Source organism: Prevotella melaninogenica, from assembly GCF_013267595.1.
Classification (GTDB): domain Bacteria; phylum Bacteroidota; class Bacteroidia; order Bacteroidales; family Bacteroidaceae; genus Prevotella; species Prevotella melaninogenica_D.
Map to the genome: position 1 here is coordinate 1,335,200 of NZ_CP054011.1, position 17,652 is coordinate 1,352,851.

Annotated in this window: 16 protein-coding genes and 1 tRNA gene; 2 read left to right on the forward strand and 15 right to left on the reverse strand. The window is 42.2% G+C overall.

What is annotated here, in order from left to right; genetic code table 11:
• Positions 1–62 precede the first annotated feature (62 nt).
• Genes FIU21_RS10810 through FIU21_RS10820 form a run of 3 tightly spaced genes read right to left on the reverse strand, consistent with a single transcriptional unit; the run spans position 63 to position 987 of the window.
• Complete coding sequence (locus FIU21_RS10810) at positions 63–299, reverse strand: hypothetical protein (protein WP_004361415.1); 237 nt, start codon at positions 297–299, stop codon at positions 63–65.
• Positions 299–772, reverse strand: coding sequence for a DUF3990 domain-containing protein (locus tag FIU21_RS10815; protein ID WP_004361416.1), 474 nt, complete (start codon positions 770–772; stop codon positions 299–301). The genes FIU21_RS10810 and FIU21_RS10815 overlap by 1 nt, the downstream gene beginning before the upstream one ends.
• Complete coding sequence (locus FIU21_RS10820) at positions 769–987, reverse strand: DUF3791 domain-containing protein (protein ID WP_004361417.1); 219 nt, start codon at positions 985–987, stop codon at positions 769–771. Before FIU21_RS10820 ends, FIU21_RS10815 begins: the two co-directional genes overlap by 4 nt.
• 792 nt (positions 988–1,779) lie before the next feature.
• On the opposite strand from FIU21_RS10820, the gene dusB reads away from it, so the two are divergent.
• Complete coding sequence (gene dusB / locus FIU21_RS10825) at positions 1,780–2,739, forward strand: tRNA dihydrouridine synthase DusB (RefSeq protein ID WP_004361418.1); 960 nt, start codon at positions 1,780–1,782, stop codon at positions 2,737–2,739.
• Between the two features lie 95 nt (positions 2,740–2,834).
• Here the strand turns inward: dusB and FIU21_RS10830 are convergent.
• The 4 genes from FIU21_RS10830 to FIU21_RS10845 form a co-directional block, all read right to left on the reverse strand.
• Positions 2,835–2,907, reverse strand: a tRNA-Pro gene (locus tag FIU21_RS10830).
• Positions 2,908–2,982: 75 nt separating this feature from the next.
• Positions 2,983–4,305, reverse strand: a complete 1,323-nt coding sequence (locus tag FIU21_RS10835; protein ID WP_004361419.1) for a UDP-N-acetylmuramoyl-tripeptide--D-alanyl-D-alanine ligase — start codon at positions 4,303–4,305, stop codon at positions 2,983–2,985.
• A 266-nt stretch (positions 4,306–4,571) separates the two neighbouring features.
• Positions 4,572–5,543 (reverse strand): ComEA family DNA-binding protein, encoded by a 972-nt coding sequence (locus FIU21_RS10840; protein ID WP_036886876.1) that lies wholly within the window; start codon positions 5,541–5,543, stop codon positions 4,572–4,574.
• A 239-nt stretch (positions 5,544–5,782) separates the two neighbouring features.
• A complete protein-coding gene (locus FIU21_RS10845) occupies positions 5,783–7,144 on the reverse strand; it encodes a sodium-dependent transporter (RefSeq protein WP_004361421.1) in 1,362 nt (453 codons plus the stop codon).
• A 150-nt stretch (positions 7,145–7,294) separates the two neighbouring features.
• On the opposite strand from FIU21_RS10845, the gene FIU21_RS10850 reads away from it, so the two are divergent.
• A complete protein-coding gene (locus FIU21_RS10850) occupies positions 7,295–7,609 on the forward strand; it encodes a VanZ family protein (protein ID WP_308359116.1) in 315 nt (104 codons plus the stop codon).
• Here FIU21_RS10850 and FIU21_RS10855 read toward each other — a convergent pair.
• The 8 genes from FIU21_RS10855 to dut all read right to left on the reverse strand — a co-directional run bounded on the left by FIU21_RS10855 (position 7,569) and on the right by dut (position 17,414).
• Positions 7,569–8,066: a CYTH domain-containing protein gene (locus FIU21_RS10855; RefSeq protein WP_004361423.1), complete on the reverse strand. Its 498-nt coding sequence runs from the start codon at positions 8,064–8,066 to the stop codon at positions 7,569–7,571. The two genes, FIU21_RS10850 and FIU21_RS10855, sit on opposite strands and share 41 nt — an antisense overlap.
• Before the next feature lie 81 nt (positions 8,067–8,147).
• Positions 8,148–8,285 (reverse strand): hypothetical protein, encoded by a 138-nt coding sequence (locus tag FIU21_RS10860; protein ID WP_172891390.1) that lies wholly within the window; start codon positions 8,283–8,285, stop codon positions 8,148–8,150.
• 185 nt (positions 8,286–8,470) lie between these two features.
• On the reverse strand, positions 8,471–9,586 hold the full coding sequence (gene prfB / locus FIU21_RS10865; RefSeq protein WP_004361424.1) for a peptide chain release factor 2: 1,116 nt from the start codon (positions 9,584–9,586) through the stop codon (positions 8,471–8,473).
• Positions 9,587–9,757: 171 nt separating this feature from the next.
• Positions 9,758–11,566: an AMP-dependent synthetase/ligase gene (locus FIU21_RS10870; RefSeq protein WP_004361425.1), complete on the reverse strand. Its 1,809-nt coding sequence runs from the start codon at positions 11,564–11,566 to the stop codon at positions 9,758–9,760.
• A gap of 698 nt (positions 11,567–12,264) precedes the next feature.
• Positions 12,265–14,310 (reverse strand): murein hydrolase activator EnvC family protein, encoded by a 2,046-nt coding sequence (locus FIU21_RS10875; RefSeq protein ID WP_036886878.1) that lies wholly within the window; start codon positions 14,308–14,310, stop codon positions 12,265–12,267.
• Positions 14,311–15,222, reverse strand: coding sequence for a lipoprotein insertase outer membrane protein LolB1 (gene lolB1, locus FIU21_RS10880; protein ID WP_036886880.1), 912 nt, complete (start codon positions 15,220–15,222; stop codon positions 14,311–14,313).
• Entirely contained in the window at positions 15,219–16,955 is a 1,737-nt protein-coding gene (locus FIU21_RS10885) for a tetratricopeptide repeat protein (protein ID WP_004361428.1), read from the reverse strand. Before FIU21_RS10885 ends, lolB1 begins: the two co-directional genes overlap by 4 nt.
• 21 nt (positions 16,956–16,976) lie before the next feature.
• Positions 16,977–17,414: a dUTP diphosphatase gene (gene dut, locus FIU21_RS10890; RefSeq protein ID WP_004361429.1), complete on the reverse strand. Its 438-nt coding sequence runs from the start codon at positions 17,412–17,414 to the stop codon at positions 16,977–16,979.
• Positions 17,415–17,652: the final 238 nt, after the last annotated feature.

Below are 17,652 nucleotides of genomic sequence, written 5' to 3' on the forward strand. Positions count from 1 at the left end.
GTTTTGCAACTCGGTTGCAAAGATGGCTGTAAATTAAATTTAGATAATCGTTTTAATAAAGATTAGTTGACTTGTGGCAATTGCCCAGTCTTATACTCATGCTTGAGCAAATGATACACATAGCCTGGACTTTGGTCATAAAGTCCAGTCCGTTTGTTCTGCAAAAGTTCAAGTGTCTTTGAAGAATAAACAATATCCAAAGCTTCTGCAGTATCCAAATGAAAGTCTTTTATAAGATAAGTTGTCAGCTCATCAATCGTGAAATTGACAAGGTGTTTAAATCTTTCTTGTTGAGTCATTACTTTATTCTTCTTAATAATTTTACAGCCTTTTTAGTTCCAAAGAAATACTGATTACTGAGCTTCTTAAACTTAAGCATCCTTGTAAACTGTGCTAAAGTGACTGCTCCCGTAGTGTACAGGTTAATAAGAAAGGCTACTCCATCATCTGCTATAGGTCCGACAACGATATCATAATCATGCTGATAGTTTTTGTTTCTTGACCTATTATTAAAGATAAATGTTGCCCATTCAGGGGTAGTTCCTTCAAAAATCAGCACTTTCAAATCACCTTTATGTAAGGCACTCTCCTCGAATTCATATTCTTGTACAATGGCTTTACCCCCCAACGCTTGTTGCTTTCGTTTCGCCATTCGTTCTGCCTGCTCACGTATCGTCGTCAAGTAAAAGCCTTGTCCAAAGTCTTTTAGAGGGAAAGACTTTGCAAGATCAATCTCTGAAAAATCAGTATTAGTACCATGATAGAGTCTCATGCCAATTCTCCTCCATTCTTTTGACAAACTTTGATAAGGTCATCTACCGTATCTTCTATAGACAATGTATGTTCCACGTCATAATACTCTAAAAGAAATCGTATTCCTTTAAAGTTATAAAGATAGCGGAAAGATTGCTGCACCGTCAAGTTAAAACGCTCACCAAACGTTCTGATAACAGCGTTCAAATAGGGGATTTTATACTGATCATCCATAATACGTGAACTTTATATTGCAAAAATACTACATATTTTGTGTAGTACAAAATATTTAAGATTGAAAAACATCATTCCCTCTTTCTTCCCTTTCCTTTTCATTTCCCTACCCTATTAGCGTTTAAAAGCAGTTCTTCCGTTAAATGCGTAGATTGTTAATAGAATGAGATTCATCCAAAAACATGGTATGATTACCTCCAATTAGATGGTTTTACAAAGAGGGATAAACTACATGATAAACGCAATTAGGTGCAATGTCTATCTGTCTTCTACTATCAACATATTCCCTTACTATATGAAGTTTGTAAATTATTTTCGTGCAACTCAAAACCAATACATGCTCTTTTAGCTTCTTAAAGACGCCTAATTGACTTGCAAAAGGTGCCCTTTAAGACCCTTACTAACGCCCTTTTGAAGCCCAATTAAGCACCTTTTATTTTACTACTTGATAACCAATTGATTCTCTGTTGATTACAAACATGCTTTTTGTATGTGGTTTTGCCGTTATTTATTGATGTCTTATTCGAAATTATGTAATGATTTTTCAAACCCTTATCTACCTATTTTCGAAGTCTAAAAAGAAATGATTTTCAATGTCAGAGGATGAGAATAGGATAGATAGTTGACAGTCTTAGCCATATTTTTGTTTAATGAGCAACCTCGGCTCTTACGTTAAAGCAATACGAAAAGCATCCAAACATTGAACGGAAGAGCCTTAAAACTTTTCCTCCTTTTGCTTTTTTGCCTTCTTACTCCTTTACTATTCAAAGCCTTTTCGTTACCTTTGCACCTATGAAAATAGGAACAATAGATTTGGGGGAACGCCCACTATTCTTGGCTCCAATGGAAGATGTGACAGATATTGGCTTCCGAAAGATGTGTAAACGCTTCGGTGCAGCCATGGTATATACGGAGTTTGTGTCGGCTGATGCCGTCATCCGTAGTATCAAGTCGACACTTTCAAAATTAGTCATTGACGATAGTGAGCGTCCTGTAGGAATACAGATATATGGCAGGGATGTAGCTTCAATGGTTGAAGCAGCTAAGATTGTAGAACAGGTAAAGCCCGATGTGATTGACATTAACTTTGGTTGTCCAGTGAAGAAGGTGGCAAACAAGGGTGCTGGCTCTGGTATGTTGAAGAACATCCCACTGCTACTTGACATCACAAGAGAGGTAGTGAAGGCTGTCAACACACCAGTCACAGTAAAGACTCGATTAGGTTGGGACAACGATAACTTGATTATTACCGACCTTGCAGAACAGCTACAAGACTGTGGTATACAGGCATTAACCATTCATGGACGCACTCGCGCACAGATGTACACAGGCGAAGCTGACTGGACATTGATTGGTGAGGTGAAGAACAATCCACGCATTCATATCCCCATCATAGGCAATGGTGATGTTACAAGTATTGAAGAAGCGCACGAGAAGTTCGACCATTATGGTGTTGATGCGGTGATGATTGGTCGTGCTACCTTTGGTTGTCCGTGGCTCTTTAATCAAGGTGAGAAGCAGCTAACAATAGATGACAAAATAGACATTCTTGAAGAGATGCTGCGCATAAATGTGGATCGTATCGATGAGCATCGTGGTATCTTGCATACACGTCGACACTTAGCTGCATCGCCAATCTTCAAAGGAATCCCTGATTTTAAGAAGACACGCATCGCTATGTTGCGCACAACAAAGATGGATGAGTTGATGGCTATCCTTGAAGATTGCAGGGAAAAACTAAGGGAAGAATGAACAATTAGGCTAATTAGCCCAATAAGCCTAATTAGGCTAATTAGCCCAATAAAACAAAAAAGGGAAGAAACCAAACGGCTTCTTCCCTTTTTCTGTCGGGATGACCAGAGTCGAACTGGCGACCCCTACGTCCCGAACGTAGTGCGCTACCAACTGCGCTACATCCCGATAGCTTAAAAGCAAGTGCAAAGTTAACTATTTTCTCGGAACTAACACAAACTTTATCGCCGTTTTTCTTTCTTGTTATAGCAAGGCTGGAAGCTCAAAAAGCTTGATGCCATTACTACCTTTTATCAAGATATAATGATCTTCTGGACGATGAAGAGCTATCTCCTTTTTCACCTCATCAATGTCGCGGAACTTGAGGAAATCGGTTTGTGTCTTACCAAACTCCTCTCCAACAAGCCATACATTACGAATGTCTGTAGCCTTAAGCAATTCCACAACCTTCTGATGTTCTTCTGCAGACGCATCTCCAAGTTCACGCATATCACCGAGGATAGCCATCTTATTCTCAACCTCCATCAGTTGGAAGTTCTCTATCGCAGCAGCCATACTGGATGGATTAGCATTGTAAGCATCCACAATAAGCTTGTTATGTGCTGTCTCAGTCAACTGCGAACGATTGTTATGAGGCACATAGTTCTCCAGAGCATAGTTGATTTGCTGTGGCGTAACACCAAAGTGAAGACCAATAGCTATGGCTGCCAACATATTATCTAAGTTGTAAGAACCAATGAGATGGGTTTGTACTTCATAGATAGTAGGTGCTGGCTGGTGGGTGTTGAGACTTGACGACTGCCACTCAAACTTCAAACACGGAGCGCAGCTAACAACATAACCTTGCACATCAGCAGTTTCATCTTGTCCGTAAGTTATGATACGATCAAACGCTCGCTGTTCTGCCATTTCCGTCAAATCGGGATTGCTCTCGTTGAGGAACAGTAAACAACCATGAGCTTTAAGGAAATCATAAAGTTCACCCTTGGTCTTCTTTACGCCCTCAAAACTACCAAAACCCTGAAGATGTGCACGACCGACATTAGTAATCAAACCACAAGTTGGCTCTACGTATGTTACCAATTTTTCAATGTCACCAGGGTGAGAAGCACCCATCTCGATAACCGCAATCTCATGTTCTGGCCGAATACCTAACAACGTACGAGGTACACCTACATCGTTGTTATAGTTCGCCTCCGTATGATGTACATTAAACTTCTCAGCCAATACGGCAGAGATAAGTTCTTTACTTGTCGTCTTTCCGTTTGTTCCTGTAATACCAATCACAGGGATTGAGAACTGACGACGATGCTCGCGTGCCAATTCTTTATAAGTTACAAGGGCGTCATCAACGAGGATATAACGCTCGTCTCCTGCCTTTGCATATTCCTTTTCGTCAATGATTGCATAGCTACAGCCCTTTTCTAAGGCAGCTTCTGCAAACTTATTACCATCGAATGATGCTCCCTTCAATGCCACGAAAATACTTCCTTCAGGACAGTTACGGCTGTCTGTGGTCACAACAGGGTGCGCTTGGTAAATCTTGTAAATCTCCTGTATATCCATTGCGTTTACTTTATTCTTTGTGCAAAGGTAATCTAAATGAAAGACAATGCAAAGCAATGAATGTCTTTTTTTATTATCAGAAATCATCTTCAAGCTGTTGGAGTGATTGCTATTAGATTCCACACAACGATAGATAGCAAGGGAACTAACGCCCCGCACCATTGGTGTTAAGCCTCCGCACCAATGGTGCGGAGCATCAACACAACAAAAAAAGATGGTAAAGAGTTTCTATCAGAACCCTATAATCTCTTATAAAACATGACTACTTAAAACGCAACATACGGACGCAGACGTTCGATTGCTTCGGGCGTAAAGTCCTTTAACAAGTGGAGTTGTGAGAGACTGGTTAGTTTCCCCTTCAATCGCCTATAGTCGCAAATAGCCTTAGCCTGATAGAAATTCACATAAGGATGCTTACGAAGTTGTGCGAGAGTTGCAGTATTTAGGTTTATCTTCTCTGTCTGTGGGTTAGCGATAGAGAAGTAAGGTAGGCTTTCTTCTGGGAATCCTTCAATCTCTTGCAGTTGTCCCACAGCAACGTATCCACCTAATCGTTTACCGTAGTTAAGAATGGCACGTGCCCACCCTGAGCCTATACCGGGGACTTTCTTTAGCTGGGTTGTATCAGCAGTAACGAGATTGATATGTTCACCAACTTTTAGCTTCAATGGATAGCGAAGGGTGTCACGGTCATTCCCTCTGTTAGGTTTATACGTGTTTTGTGCCTTATAGGCCTCATAAGCTGCATGAGCAGCCTGCTTATCAGCTTCTTTTTGAGCAATATAAGCTTGTACAGAGGCGAGCGTGGAGGCTGGTTCGTAATCATCACCAATCGTTATATAGGGTTCTAACGCTCGATACTGTTTGCGCGTAAGACCATAGAGGCGGGCAAAGTCCATCGGTGAATGATAGACTCCTCCTTTAGAACGATACTTGATGATATTACGTACTTGGAAAGGAGCTAAACCTAACTGCTGCAGCTGCTCGGCTGTAGCTGTATTTGGATCGAAAGGAAATAGGTGTTTACCTTCAGCTGTTTCAACTATAGGAAGTTGCTCTTTACGGGAGAAAGAAGTGGGTTTATTCTTACTTATACTATCGCTTTTCACAGCAGAAGTTTCCGTTGTTTGATTGCCAACAAAGATAATCAAACCAATGCTACCAACGATAAACAGCAAGAGTAGCAACAGCACTTTTCGATCGGAACGATGGAGATAGAAAATTGATTTTAGGTTCATAGTATACAATGTTTAAACTCTGATGAATCCTTCAAAAGAAGAAATCATTATATATATAAGGGAGGGTTAGAGGATTATTAAGTATTAGTTGGTGATAATAGGTTGTAAATTAATGTTGGAAGTTAATACTTCGTTTTTTCTTACCCATCCCCTCTCCTATTGGAGAAGGGGTGGTATAGGATTTCTTCTCATACTTTTCAAGGATAGAGAAGATAGAGGAAAAATGCGTACCTAATGGCTTAGAAAACTCCTAACTGATGTAGGAAGATTGCGAGAATAGCCAATGGACAAACAAAACGAATGAGGAAGTAATAGGCACCAAAGAAGATACCACGTGTGGTTCCCCAGTTGGTAAACTCGTCCTTCACCAGTTTCTTTGGTACATACCAGCCTATGAATAGGCAGGTGAGAAGTCCTCCTATAGGTAGGAAGATTTGTCCTGTCACAAAGTCGAAGAGGTCGAAGAGATCGACACCTGCCACTTTGAGGAAACTCCACTCGCCCAATGATAACGAGCAGACTGCACCGATAAGCGAACAAGCAGCCGTAACAATCATTGCAGCACGTGGACGACTGATATGCAACTCCTCTTGGAAAAAGGCTGTACTCACTTCGTGTAGGGATATCAAAGAGGTCAACGCTGCCATCGAAAGCAGCAGATAGAATGCCATCGAAATGATATAACCAACTATAGGCATACTCGCAAAAGCCTGCTCAAAGACATTTGGAAGGGTAATGAAGATAAGAGATGGTCCACTATCAGGACTTACTCCCACAGAGAATGCAGCTGGGAAAATCATCAAACCTGCAAGAATAGCAACGCAGGTGTCAATGACGCCAATCTGTACTGCTGAGTTCAACAACTTTGTATGACGACTATAATAAGAGGCATATGTACAGATACATCCCATCGCAATACTCATCGAATAGAATGACTGACCTAAAGCACCAAGGAAGACATCGCCTGTCACCTTACTGAAGTCGGGCTTCAATAGGAATTCTACGCCCTTACTTGCGCCTGGAAGAAGGCAAGATGCAACGACAATAGCCACCAAAAGCACAAAGAGGGCTGGCATCATAATCTTTGATGCACGCTCAATACCATTCCTAACACCATGAATAATAATGTAGTGGGCGAGAAACAGAATAGCTACGGTCCATAAAACAGGCTTCCAAGGATTGGTAGAGAAGTCTGTAAAATAAGACTTGAAATAATCTGGTGTACCATGCAGATGATTCATTACGGAGGCTACTCCATATTGCAAACACCAACCCGAAACAACAGCGTAATAGCCCGTAATGAGGAAACCAGTGAGCACTCCTAAGTAACCAACCCACTTCCAAGCACTCCCATTAGATAACTTTGTATAGGCTCGTGCCGTATTTGAGGCTGCATGACGACCGATAATGAACTCGCTAATCATACAAGGCAAGCCCAATAACAAGATACAACCAATATAAATAAGAATGAAAGCAGCACCACCATTCTGACCTGTCATATAAGGGAAACGCCATACATTACCCAAACCAACAGCACCGCCTGCAGTGGCAAGAATCATACCTAACTTGCTTCCAAACTTCGCTCTTTTTTGTTCACTCATAGAAATTTGATTTGAATATATGCGCAAATTTACGAAAAAATATCTACTTTTGTGTCAAATTAGAAGTAAAATATGAGCATAACAAAACACATCTTAACTAAATACCCATTTAGTTGTATTATTGTAATCGGAACTTGGATATTGTGTTTTATGACTATTCCAGAAACGCCACTGAGCTCTGTTCGGTTTATAGATAAGTGGACACATAGTCTTATTTACTTAGTTTTAGGCCTAAGTATAAGCCTCGAATACTTACGCAATACAAAGCAGCCCAGCCCCAAATTCATCATTGTATGGGTCTGGTTGATGCCTATTATCATGGGAGGACTCATTGAAGTTCTTCAATCCTACTGTACGAATGGGAATCGAAGTGGTGAATGGCTCGACTTCTTCGCAGATGCTATTGGCTCGACAATAGCCGTGCTTATCGGTATTCTTCTGGTACGATATCGCGCCAAAGCTTAAATGGATTGCGACGCATCTGGGAATTATAGAAGTGGCGATTACCCGTAATTTCTAAGCCAATAAAGTCTGGCTTATCAAACGATTCATCCTCACTTCCTAACTCCACTTCAGCCAAGACGAGTCCATCATTATCACCATGAAACTCATCTATCTCAAAGGTATGACCTTCAAAAGGTACAAGATAGCGATGCTTATCAATCACACCTGGCTCGCATAAAAGCATTAATTGCTGTGCTTCTTCCAGTGTAATCTCTTTTTCAAACTCATAACGTGATAGCCCACCTGTACGTGATGGACCTTTGATTGTCAGATATCCCTTATCGTCCCTGATACGAACACGAACGGTATTAACAGCTGCAAAATATCCTTGTTGTATGTGACTACAACTACTTGCAAGGCTTTTCCAGTCCATATTCTTATGAACTAAGAACTTTCTTTCAATCTCTAATCCACTCATGAGACCCCTATTGTTAATATAATAAGCGACTGTCACGATCTAAGAGATAACAGTCGCGTATCATTTATGTCCTGTTTACTATTAGCTATTTGATGCTATAATGATTGTAAGAACGCCCAAAGCGACTAAAATCACAGCCAACCAAGCAACGACACGATTAGCCTGCTTTTCTTGTTTAAGTTCTCTTTCCTTACGATTTACTTTACTTCTTTCACTCATAGTTATATTATTTTAAAAGGTTGTATATCATTATTAATAAGGGAAGAAACCTCCCTAAGTTCCGCAAAAGGAGGAGAAATATTGGATTACAGTGGGATAATCGCAGGTTTTTCTTTCGATAATCTATACCCAATCCACTTTTCCTTAGGCGCTTTCCTCCCCTCAGAGAAGACAGAAAAAGCTTTCTATTCCTCCGTTGGAAACTCCATCAGATAAGCTTTGATGAAGTCATCAATCTTACCATCCATCACACCATCCACATCAGAAGTCTGATAATTAGTGCGGTGATCCTTCACACGACGGTCATCAAAGACGTAACTTCGAATCTGACTTCCCCACTCAATCTTCTTCTTACCAGCCTCAATCTTAGCCTGTTCTTCCATGCGTTTCTTCATTGCACGGTCATACAACTGCGACTTCAAGAGCTGCATAGCCTTAGCACGGTTCTTCGGTTGGTCGCGAGTTTCCGTATTTTCAATGAGGATTTCCTCCTGTTCTCCAGTGTCAGGATCTTCATATTGATAGCGCAAACGTACACCTGACTCCACCTTGTTGACGTTCTGTCCACCCGCACCACTCGAACGGAAGGTGTCCCAACTGACGCGAGCAGGGTCAACATATACCTCTATCGTATCATCAACCAATGGCGTAACGAAGACGCTGGCAAAGCTTGTCATACGCTTACCTTGGGCATTGAACGGACTAACACGTACTAAACGATGCACACCATTCTCACTCTTCAAGTAGCCATAAGCATATTCTCCACCCTCAAACTTCATTGTCACACTCTTAATACCAGCCTCATCGCCTTCCTGTATATCAGAGATAGTAACTCTATATCCCTGTGCTTCACCCCAACGCATATACATACGCATCAGCATAGAAGCCCAGTCTTGACTCTCCGTACCGCCCGCTCCAGAGTTAATTTTCATCACACACTCCATCGGATCTTCCTCCTGACGTAGCATATTCTTAAGCTCTAATCCTTCGATTACCTTAAGAACCTTAGCGTATGCGGTATCAACTTCCTCCTCAGTGACAAGTTCATCTTTATAGAAATCGAACGCCAACTGTACTTCATCAGCCAACGCACGTGCCTTATCATAGTCTTTAACCCATTTCTCGATATCCTTAACTTTCTTCATCTGCTCCTGTGCACGAGCTGGGTCATCCCAAAAATCTGGGGCTTGTGTACGGAGTTGTTCCTCCTCAAACTCTATTCGTTTCTTGTCAATGTCAAGATAACGGTGCAACGCTTCAGTGCGTTCTTGGATATCTTTTAGCTGATCTGCTGTTATCATCTTTGTTCTTTTATCGTTGGAATGGGGTTAGAAGAACTGGTAGAACGAGTAAGACTATCAAAAATAGCAAGCCGAGTGAAACTATTAAAGCTGATAAAACACAGCCTAATTCGTCTGAACAACTAACCTGTCAACTCTTCAACACGTCTACCCATCAACTCATTTACTTCCCTACTCCTCGTACATCTTTTCTATCACATCATGATAGCGGCGGTTTACAACCGAACGCTTTAGCTTCAACGTATTCGTTAGCTCTCCGTTTTCCATTGAGAAATGGTGAGCGAGAAGGGTGAAACGTTTAATCTTCTCGTATGATGCCAAACGCTGCTGTAAGGTTTCGATACGCTCACGCATCATATCGTTTACACGCTTATCTTGGCATAACTCCTCACGATCTTTGAACTCTATGTGATTCTCTCTTGCCCACTCTTCCAATACAGAATACTCTGGAACAATCAGAGCAGAAACAAACTTACGCTGGTCAGCAATCACTGAAACCTGCTCAATAAACTTATCTACTAACAGCATCGCCTCCACCATCTGTGGTGCAATATACTTACCATTAGAAGTCTTGAAGAGGTCCTTGATACGCTCTTTTAAGAATAACTCACCGTCCTTCATATAACCGGCATCACCAGTATGGAAGTAACCATCCTTATCAAATGCCTCTGCATTAGCAGTATCACGACGGAAGTAACCTGGCATAATCGTTGGACCCTTCAGCATTACTTCACCCTCATCGCTAATCTTTATATCAATACCCTCAAGCGGTCTACCCACAGAACCAACAGTATAAGGCTGTCCTACATGGTCGCAGGTAACGGTTGCCAAACTCTCAGTCAAGCCATAACCAACAATCATGGTAATACCGATGCTATGTACAAACTCCTCTACCTCTGGAGATACATAGGCTCCAGCTGTCGGGAAGAGATGTGGATTTTCCAAGCCTAACTGTTTGCGAACAAGACTCAAAACAGTCTTATTAACAAACTTATACTCCATCTCCAATGCCAAAGGAACACGCTTTCCACGTGCAAGATACTGTATATTGCGCTTTCTTCCAACATTCAAAGCATGATAGAAAAGCTTACGCTGAACGACGCTTGACTTATCCATGCGCTCCTTTACAGCCACATAAACCTTCTCCCAGAAACGAGGTACGGAAGCCATACTTGTTGGATGCGTCTCACGCATACTCTGCTGAATCTCCTTTGGATAAGTGTTTACAATCAATTCTGCACCCGCAGCGAGAGACAAACAAGCCCAACCACGCTCGAAGACATGACTGAAAGGCAGGAAGTTGATAACACGGTCTTTTTCATTTACAGGCACACTCTTCCTATTCGCATCCATAGCAGCCTGATACATCTTATAAGTCAAGATAACTCCCTTGCTCTCACCAGTAGTACCACTTGTGTAAAGAATATTACAAATATCATCATAGTTAGCATGCGCCCAACGCTCTTTTACCTCTGCTTCACGTGGGAAACCTTCACCTAACTTTAAGAAGTCTGCGAAATAGATAGAGTTTGGATCATGCTGACTAAGGCGTACACTTGAGTCAAAGACAATTATACGTTCCAATGTAGGGCAAAGGGATTGAATACGACGCGCCTTGTCATATTGCTCCTGTTCGCCAACGAAAAGAAACCTTACATTGGCATCTTGAATCATATATTGTATCTGCTGTTCTGAACTTGTTGCATAGAACGGAATGCTAATCACGCGTACTCCGTATGCACCATAATCTGTATACAGATGATGGATACAGTTTTGTGAAAACACAGCAATAGTCTCTTGTGGCTTCATTCCGAGGTTCAAGAGCGCATTTGACACTTCCTTTACGCGCATTGAGAACTGGTTCCATGACACTGTCTTCCAGTCCAGACTGCCAAAGTTACGGAAAGTGATTGCTGGTTTTGCTCCGTATTTTTTTGCTTGTTCGTGAATAAGAACAGAGAGATGTCCGATTGTCTGCATTGTTTCCTAATTTATCTTCGACCAATCAGCACATATAAAAAAGCCTGAAAGTCTTTTATTCAAATAGCTGATTGTACTTTATTTTCTGCAAATATAAACATTTATCCGCAAAGCAAAAAATAAATTAGATATTAAATTGCAATTTTACCCTTTTGCTTTTCCTCTACCAAACAGAGAAGAATAGGACAATTATTTTCTTTTATAGAACAAAACAAATTCCGCATGAGTACCTATTAGAAAGCTAAAAGTCGACGATAAGAATCCACAATAATATCTTCTATGCAATTTTCATCAATTAGTTGAGTCCATTTACATAACATATTTCAATGTGTTTAGCACTCCGCACAATTGGTGTTTACCATTCGCACAATATGTGCGAAGCCTTAGCACGATATGTGCGAAGCATCAACACATCAGCTAAAGATGAGAAGAAAGGGGCATTAAACCCATTATAACAAGGGGAATAAGAGGCAAATAGCTAACTAATAGAAGGAAAAGATTTACCTGACAGCTGCCGAAGAAGGTTTTTCTTCATGATAAAAAAGAATTATCTTCATGAAAAGAAATATTCCTTCTCATGAAGATAATTTAGTTATAACGTACTTATTAAACTTGGAAAGACGCTAAAACACAAAGCGAATTATCGTCACTTTCAACTCAATAAGCCCACATTATTAATATATAAGATAGGATGCTTATTAACGCAACCACTGCTCTGGATTCAGTTTAGCTGTCTCCTTACGCAACTGGAACTGAAGAATACCAGTCCTACCAACGGTTCCGATGGTCTGACCCGTACCGACCTTCTGTCCCTTGCTGACACCGACAGAACCCAAATTAGCATAAACAGTGATGTAAATACCATGACGAATCATCACGACACTCATACCGCCTGCCATGAAGACACCGCTCACCTCGCCCATAAAGACACTGCGAACAGCACTACCAGGAGCACCCTTGATATTGATACCATCATTGTTCAAGCGAATATTTGACATACCAGCCACATTGTACTGACCAAAGTGGCTAACTATCTGACCCGACAATGGCATTGGCAATCTGCCACGGTTGTTGGCAAAGTTACCTGTTATTGCACGATCGGCTGAACTGAGCATATCATTGCTTTCAGCAGCAGAAGCTCTTGCAGCTTCAGCCTCACGAGCAGCACGCTCACGGTCGGCATCAGCCTTGCGTTCGGCAGCCACACGATTTGCTTCAGCCTCACGAGCCATCTGATCAGCACGAGCCTTCTCGGCAGCAGCACGAGCCTCAGCCTTTTCCTGTGCAGCCTTAGCAGCAGCTTCCTGCTCTTCTGCCTTACGGATAGCACGATCACGAGCAGCAGCACGCTCCTTCTGCAAAGCCTCTTGACGTGCCTTTTCTGCAGCAGCTCTGGCTGCAGCAGCACGAGCAGCAGCTTCCTGACGAGCCTTCTCGGCAGCCTCAGCAGCAGCACGAGCGGCAGCCTTTGCCTTTGCTTCACGCTCTTTCGCCTCTGCAATACGGCGCGCATTCTCTCGGGCGGCAACCTCTGCAGCGGCTTTCTTACGTGCCAATTCTTCTGCACGCTTCTTAGCAGCAGCGGCACGAGCGGCAGCCTGTGCCTTTGCTTCTGCAATAGCACGTTCACGCGCCTTCTGTATTTCAATCTGAATAAGTCGGTCAATCTGCGCATTCAGAGCCTGTTGCTGTTGACGACGCTGTGCGATAACACCCTGCAATACCTTCTGGTCATTCTGCAGAGAGTTTACAACCGTCTGCTGTTCAACACGCTTACGCTCCATCTGAGCATGTACCAGACGGTCTTTATAGAGAAGATTACTCTTATTGACACGTACCTGTTTCAGCTGTGTATGCTTCTCATCTACCTGCATCTGCTTTGCCTTGAGCTGTTCACCCTGCGCACGCTGATAGGCAGCATACTCACGTACGAAACGAAGACGACGATACATCTGGGTCAAGTTCTTTGCCGAGAAGACGAACATCAACTTGTCTTGAATACTACGATGACGTGCCATGTAACGCATAGAGCGGATAAAACGAGCACGACGTTCACCCAACTGTGACTCAAGAGAAGCTAACTGACCTTTCAGAATACCGATATTCGAATCCAATCCTTTGATATCTGTGGCGATTGTATCAATTGTTCTTTGGTGCTGACCGATTTCAGTATCAAGGCGTACAATCTTCTGCAGACGGTCGTCAACGTCCTTCTGCTTTACTTTCATTTCCTCTTCGTGCTCTGAAATCTCTTTTTGCAACTTCAAGTTTTGCTGTTGTAAACCTTTGATTTCCTCTGTCGTCACGTATGCAGGACCCTTTGCACCCTTCTTACCAACATGAGCGTTGCGTACAGCAGCCTTACCACGGACAACTTGCTGACCCTTCACTTGAGCAGGTTGACCCTTGAGTTGAGGTTGTTGTCCCTTCACTTGAGGTTGCTGTCCCTTGAGTTGTTGCTGGTGTTGTAACTTATCCTGCTGCTGTTTGCCCTTCGGTTGGGGTTGAGTTTGTAGTTTCTCAACTATTGGCTTCTGACCTTTTACAGGAGTAGCAGGTGCTACAGCGTGGTTGTTATTAATCGCATTTATAGCTTTCTTACCCTTACCTTTTACGGTAGTTTGGGGTTCTACGGATTGAGCCACAGCTGCTTTTTGCTGTTTCCTATGCTTTCGTGAATGCTGAGCAGAAACACTCAGCATACACATTATTGACAATATGAATAATAAAGAAAGACGTTTCATTTAAAAGTTCATTAGTTTGCCGAGGATATCCTCTACGCTTACTTTTGTATACTTATCAGATGGTGTGGTAAAAACTTCCCAATCACTGGCATCGCTGAAGCTCTCAAGATCAAAGCTTGCCTTAAGTGTCTTTGCTGGCTTCTGTCCAAACTTTGGTGTATTGATTGTCAACATCTGACTTGCAGGGAAGAGCTTTGAGCCAAATGCTTTAAAGTCATCATAACTCCATGAGAGCTTTGAAGCACCATGTGTATTGCTATTATAAGTAACAGTTGTTAGGACAATCTGATTGCTCTTAGGATTAACTGACCACTTATAATCCATCTTTCCGTCTTTAAGACTTATCAGGGTTGAGCCCTCTGTCTGTGCTTTGCTCTCATCAACAGCAAACTGTGAGAGGTCTGCTTCGCTCACCTTTTGCTGGCGAGGGATGAACACTTGATTCCAGAAAAGCGACTGGAGTGAATAGAAGTTGATTCCATTATCACGCAAGAAACCTACCTCATCGTAGCTTGCTTTTACATACTGCTTATGGATGCGATCGATGAAGAGGACATAATCCTTTGCAAACTCGATGCGTCCCACCTCACTACGAAGAATTGGAATTAGCAACTGTAGACGGATAACTTCATCTTTACGCATACGCAGAATACCTGGTACGGTAATATCTTTATGCCCATCGTTGAGCGTAAAAGTAAGATTTGAAACAAGGTTCTTTTGGTAAAGTGCATTGTCAGCAACACGCTGCATGACAACAACACTCTGCATCTTGCTATCCTTTGTAGCAGGTGCTGTCTGCTGTGCAACCTTGTTATCCTGCACAGGTTTCTGTTGAATCACAGCTTTCTTTGTACCACATGATGCCAACAGCAGGACAGTCATGCTTACAAGTAATATCTTAGTTTTTTTCATTCTGCTATGTATTTCTTTAGTTCTATCTTCTTTCTCAATGTCGCATTCTCCTTATTTCCTTCGAGAGCCTTCCTCCAGAACTCAAGAGCTTTCTCTATATCGCCTGTCTGTGCATAGATATCACCAGCGTGTTCTTTGACTACGTTGCTCAGTGTAGAGTCATTACGAATCGCTTGTTCGATATATATCTTTGCCTCTTCGTAGCGCTTTTGCTGGAAAAGAATCCATGCGTAGGTGTCAAGATAAGTACTATTATTTGGCTCAGCCTTAATAGTCTTATAGCTCATCTGCTCTGCCTTTGTGAGGTTTTCATTCGCCTCACTGAGGTAATAGGCATAGTTATTCAACGCAGCCACATTGTCTGCTTTCCACTGCAAACAGCTGTCATAGGCTTGAAAAGCTTCTTTATTCCGACCCTTCTCATGCAGGATATCACCCATGATAGCGTAAAAGTCTGAAACAATACTTGGATCACTGTCTGGCTTTATCTGCCCAACTCCCTTGCGGAAGGTCTCCAGTGCCGCGTCACCGTCGTGCTTTTGGAACTGAGCCATACCTTGGAAATAATAGAATGCCATCTCATCTGGGTTGTATTCTATGGCTGGTCGGCAAATAGCGATAACCTTATCGTAGTCTTGTGTGTCCCAAATATTCTGTATCAATGCTATTCTTGCACGCGAATTATCGGGTTCTACCTCAAGAGCTTGCTCATAAACACGATTGACTGCACCCTTTGGTTGCTTACGAAGTGTCATATATGCGGCTTTAAGCATATAGATATCAGCATCTTCTTGAGGAACAGCTAAGGCTACAGAGAAGAGCCTCATCACCTCAGTACTATCTGGAGTATTATCTTTCTGACTGCTTGTAATGACCTGACGGAGTAACTCTAACTTCGCTTCCTTTTCTGTTTTTGGCGATTGCAAGAGTTCCTGTAGGATTGTTTTTACAGTAGCCTTGTCTCCAATATTATTATAATAATCCATCATGGAAAGCTTGGCAAGCGAGTTATCAGGGTCTTCTTTCAGTACATCACGATACTTTTGAAGTGCTTCCTTCTTCTTTCCATTCTGCAAAAGCCAGTTTCCGAACATCACACGATAGTTGAGATCGAGTGGATGACTATCAACGAGTGACTTCAATTCATCATACTCCTTGCGCTTTTCTCCCATCTGTTCGTAGAGTTGCATCTTACTAAGTGAAATCTGCTCGTTGGTTCCTTCCAATACTTCCAGACGTTCCAAGCATTTGATCATCATCTTGTCATCATCCTGGGAAGCGTAAAGCTGATAGAGAAGTTGCAACACATCAGAACGCGTTTTATTGGATTCATAAAGGCGTTCGAAGGCTTTTATTGCATTAGGATAGTCTTTTTGTGATACGTAGAGCTTTCCTAACTTCTCCTGATAAGCTGAGTTTTCGGGGTCAAGACTTGCTGCCTTCTCGAAGTATTCACGTGCCACCGCATCCTTCTTCATATCCACATAAAAAGCAGCCAGATGATAATAAACCTCTGGCGCTTGTGGATTGAGCTCGCGTGCATGGCGCAGAAGGTCGAAGGCAGCCGTAAGGTTGCCCATATCCTGCTGTCGTATTGCCTCAAGGAAGAAGTAATTATAGCTTTGAAGGCTATCCTTTCGATCTGCATACATCGCCAAAGAACCACCCAACAAAGCAAGAGCAAGGAGGGTACGGCGCATCATTGTGACTTTCAATATAACGTTATTGAACATTTATCGTTTCTTTCTTTGTCTTTACTTCACACCCGTATGGCCATATCCGCCTTCACCGCGTTCGGTCTCATCGAGTTCTTCTACCTCAACAAACTCTGCTTGTTCGTGACGTGCAATGACCATCTGCGCAATGCGTTCACCGTCATTGATGGTAAAAGGTTCATCTGAGAAGTTAATGAGTAGTACCATGATTTCACCACGATAGTCGGCATCAATCGTACCAGGAGAGTTGAGAACAGTCAGTCCATGCTTCAAAGCAAGACCGCTACGGGGGCGCACCTGTGCTTCAAAACCTACTGGAAGTGCGATATGAAGACCTGTAGGAATGAGTCTTCTCTCCATGGGTCGCAGTACGATAGGTGCATCGATATTAGCGCGAAGGTCCATCCCCGCACTCTGTGAAGTAGCATAAGCAGGAAGCTGCTGATGCCCTTTATTAATTACTTTTATCTGTATCATTGCCATATAATAAGGTACAAAATTAAGCATTTAAAGCCACATTCATACATTTTATGAAGTAAAAAACTTGTTTTTAGCCAATTTTAATTACTTTTGTGTGTAGCTTTCAAGCCCCCAATAAATCATAAACAGAATTCATCAACACCCAATATTCAACATCCATCACCCAATATTCAGCACCCAGCAAGTAATAAACAGAAATCATCAACACCAAATATTCAACACCCATCACCCAACA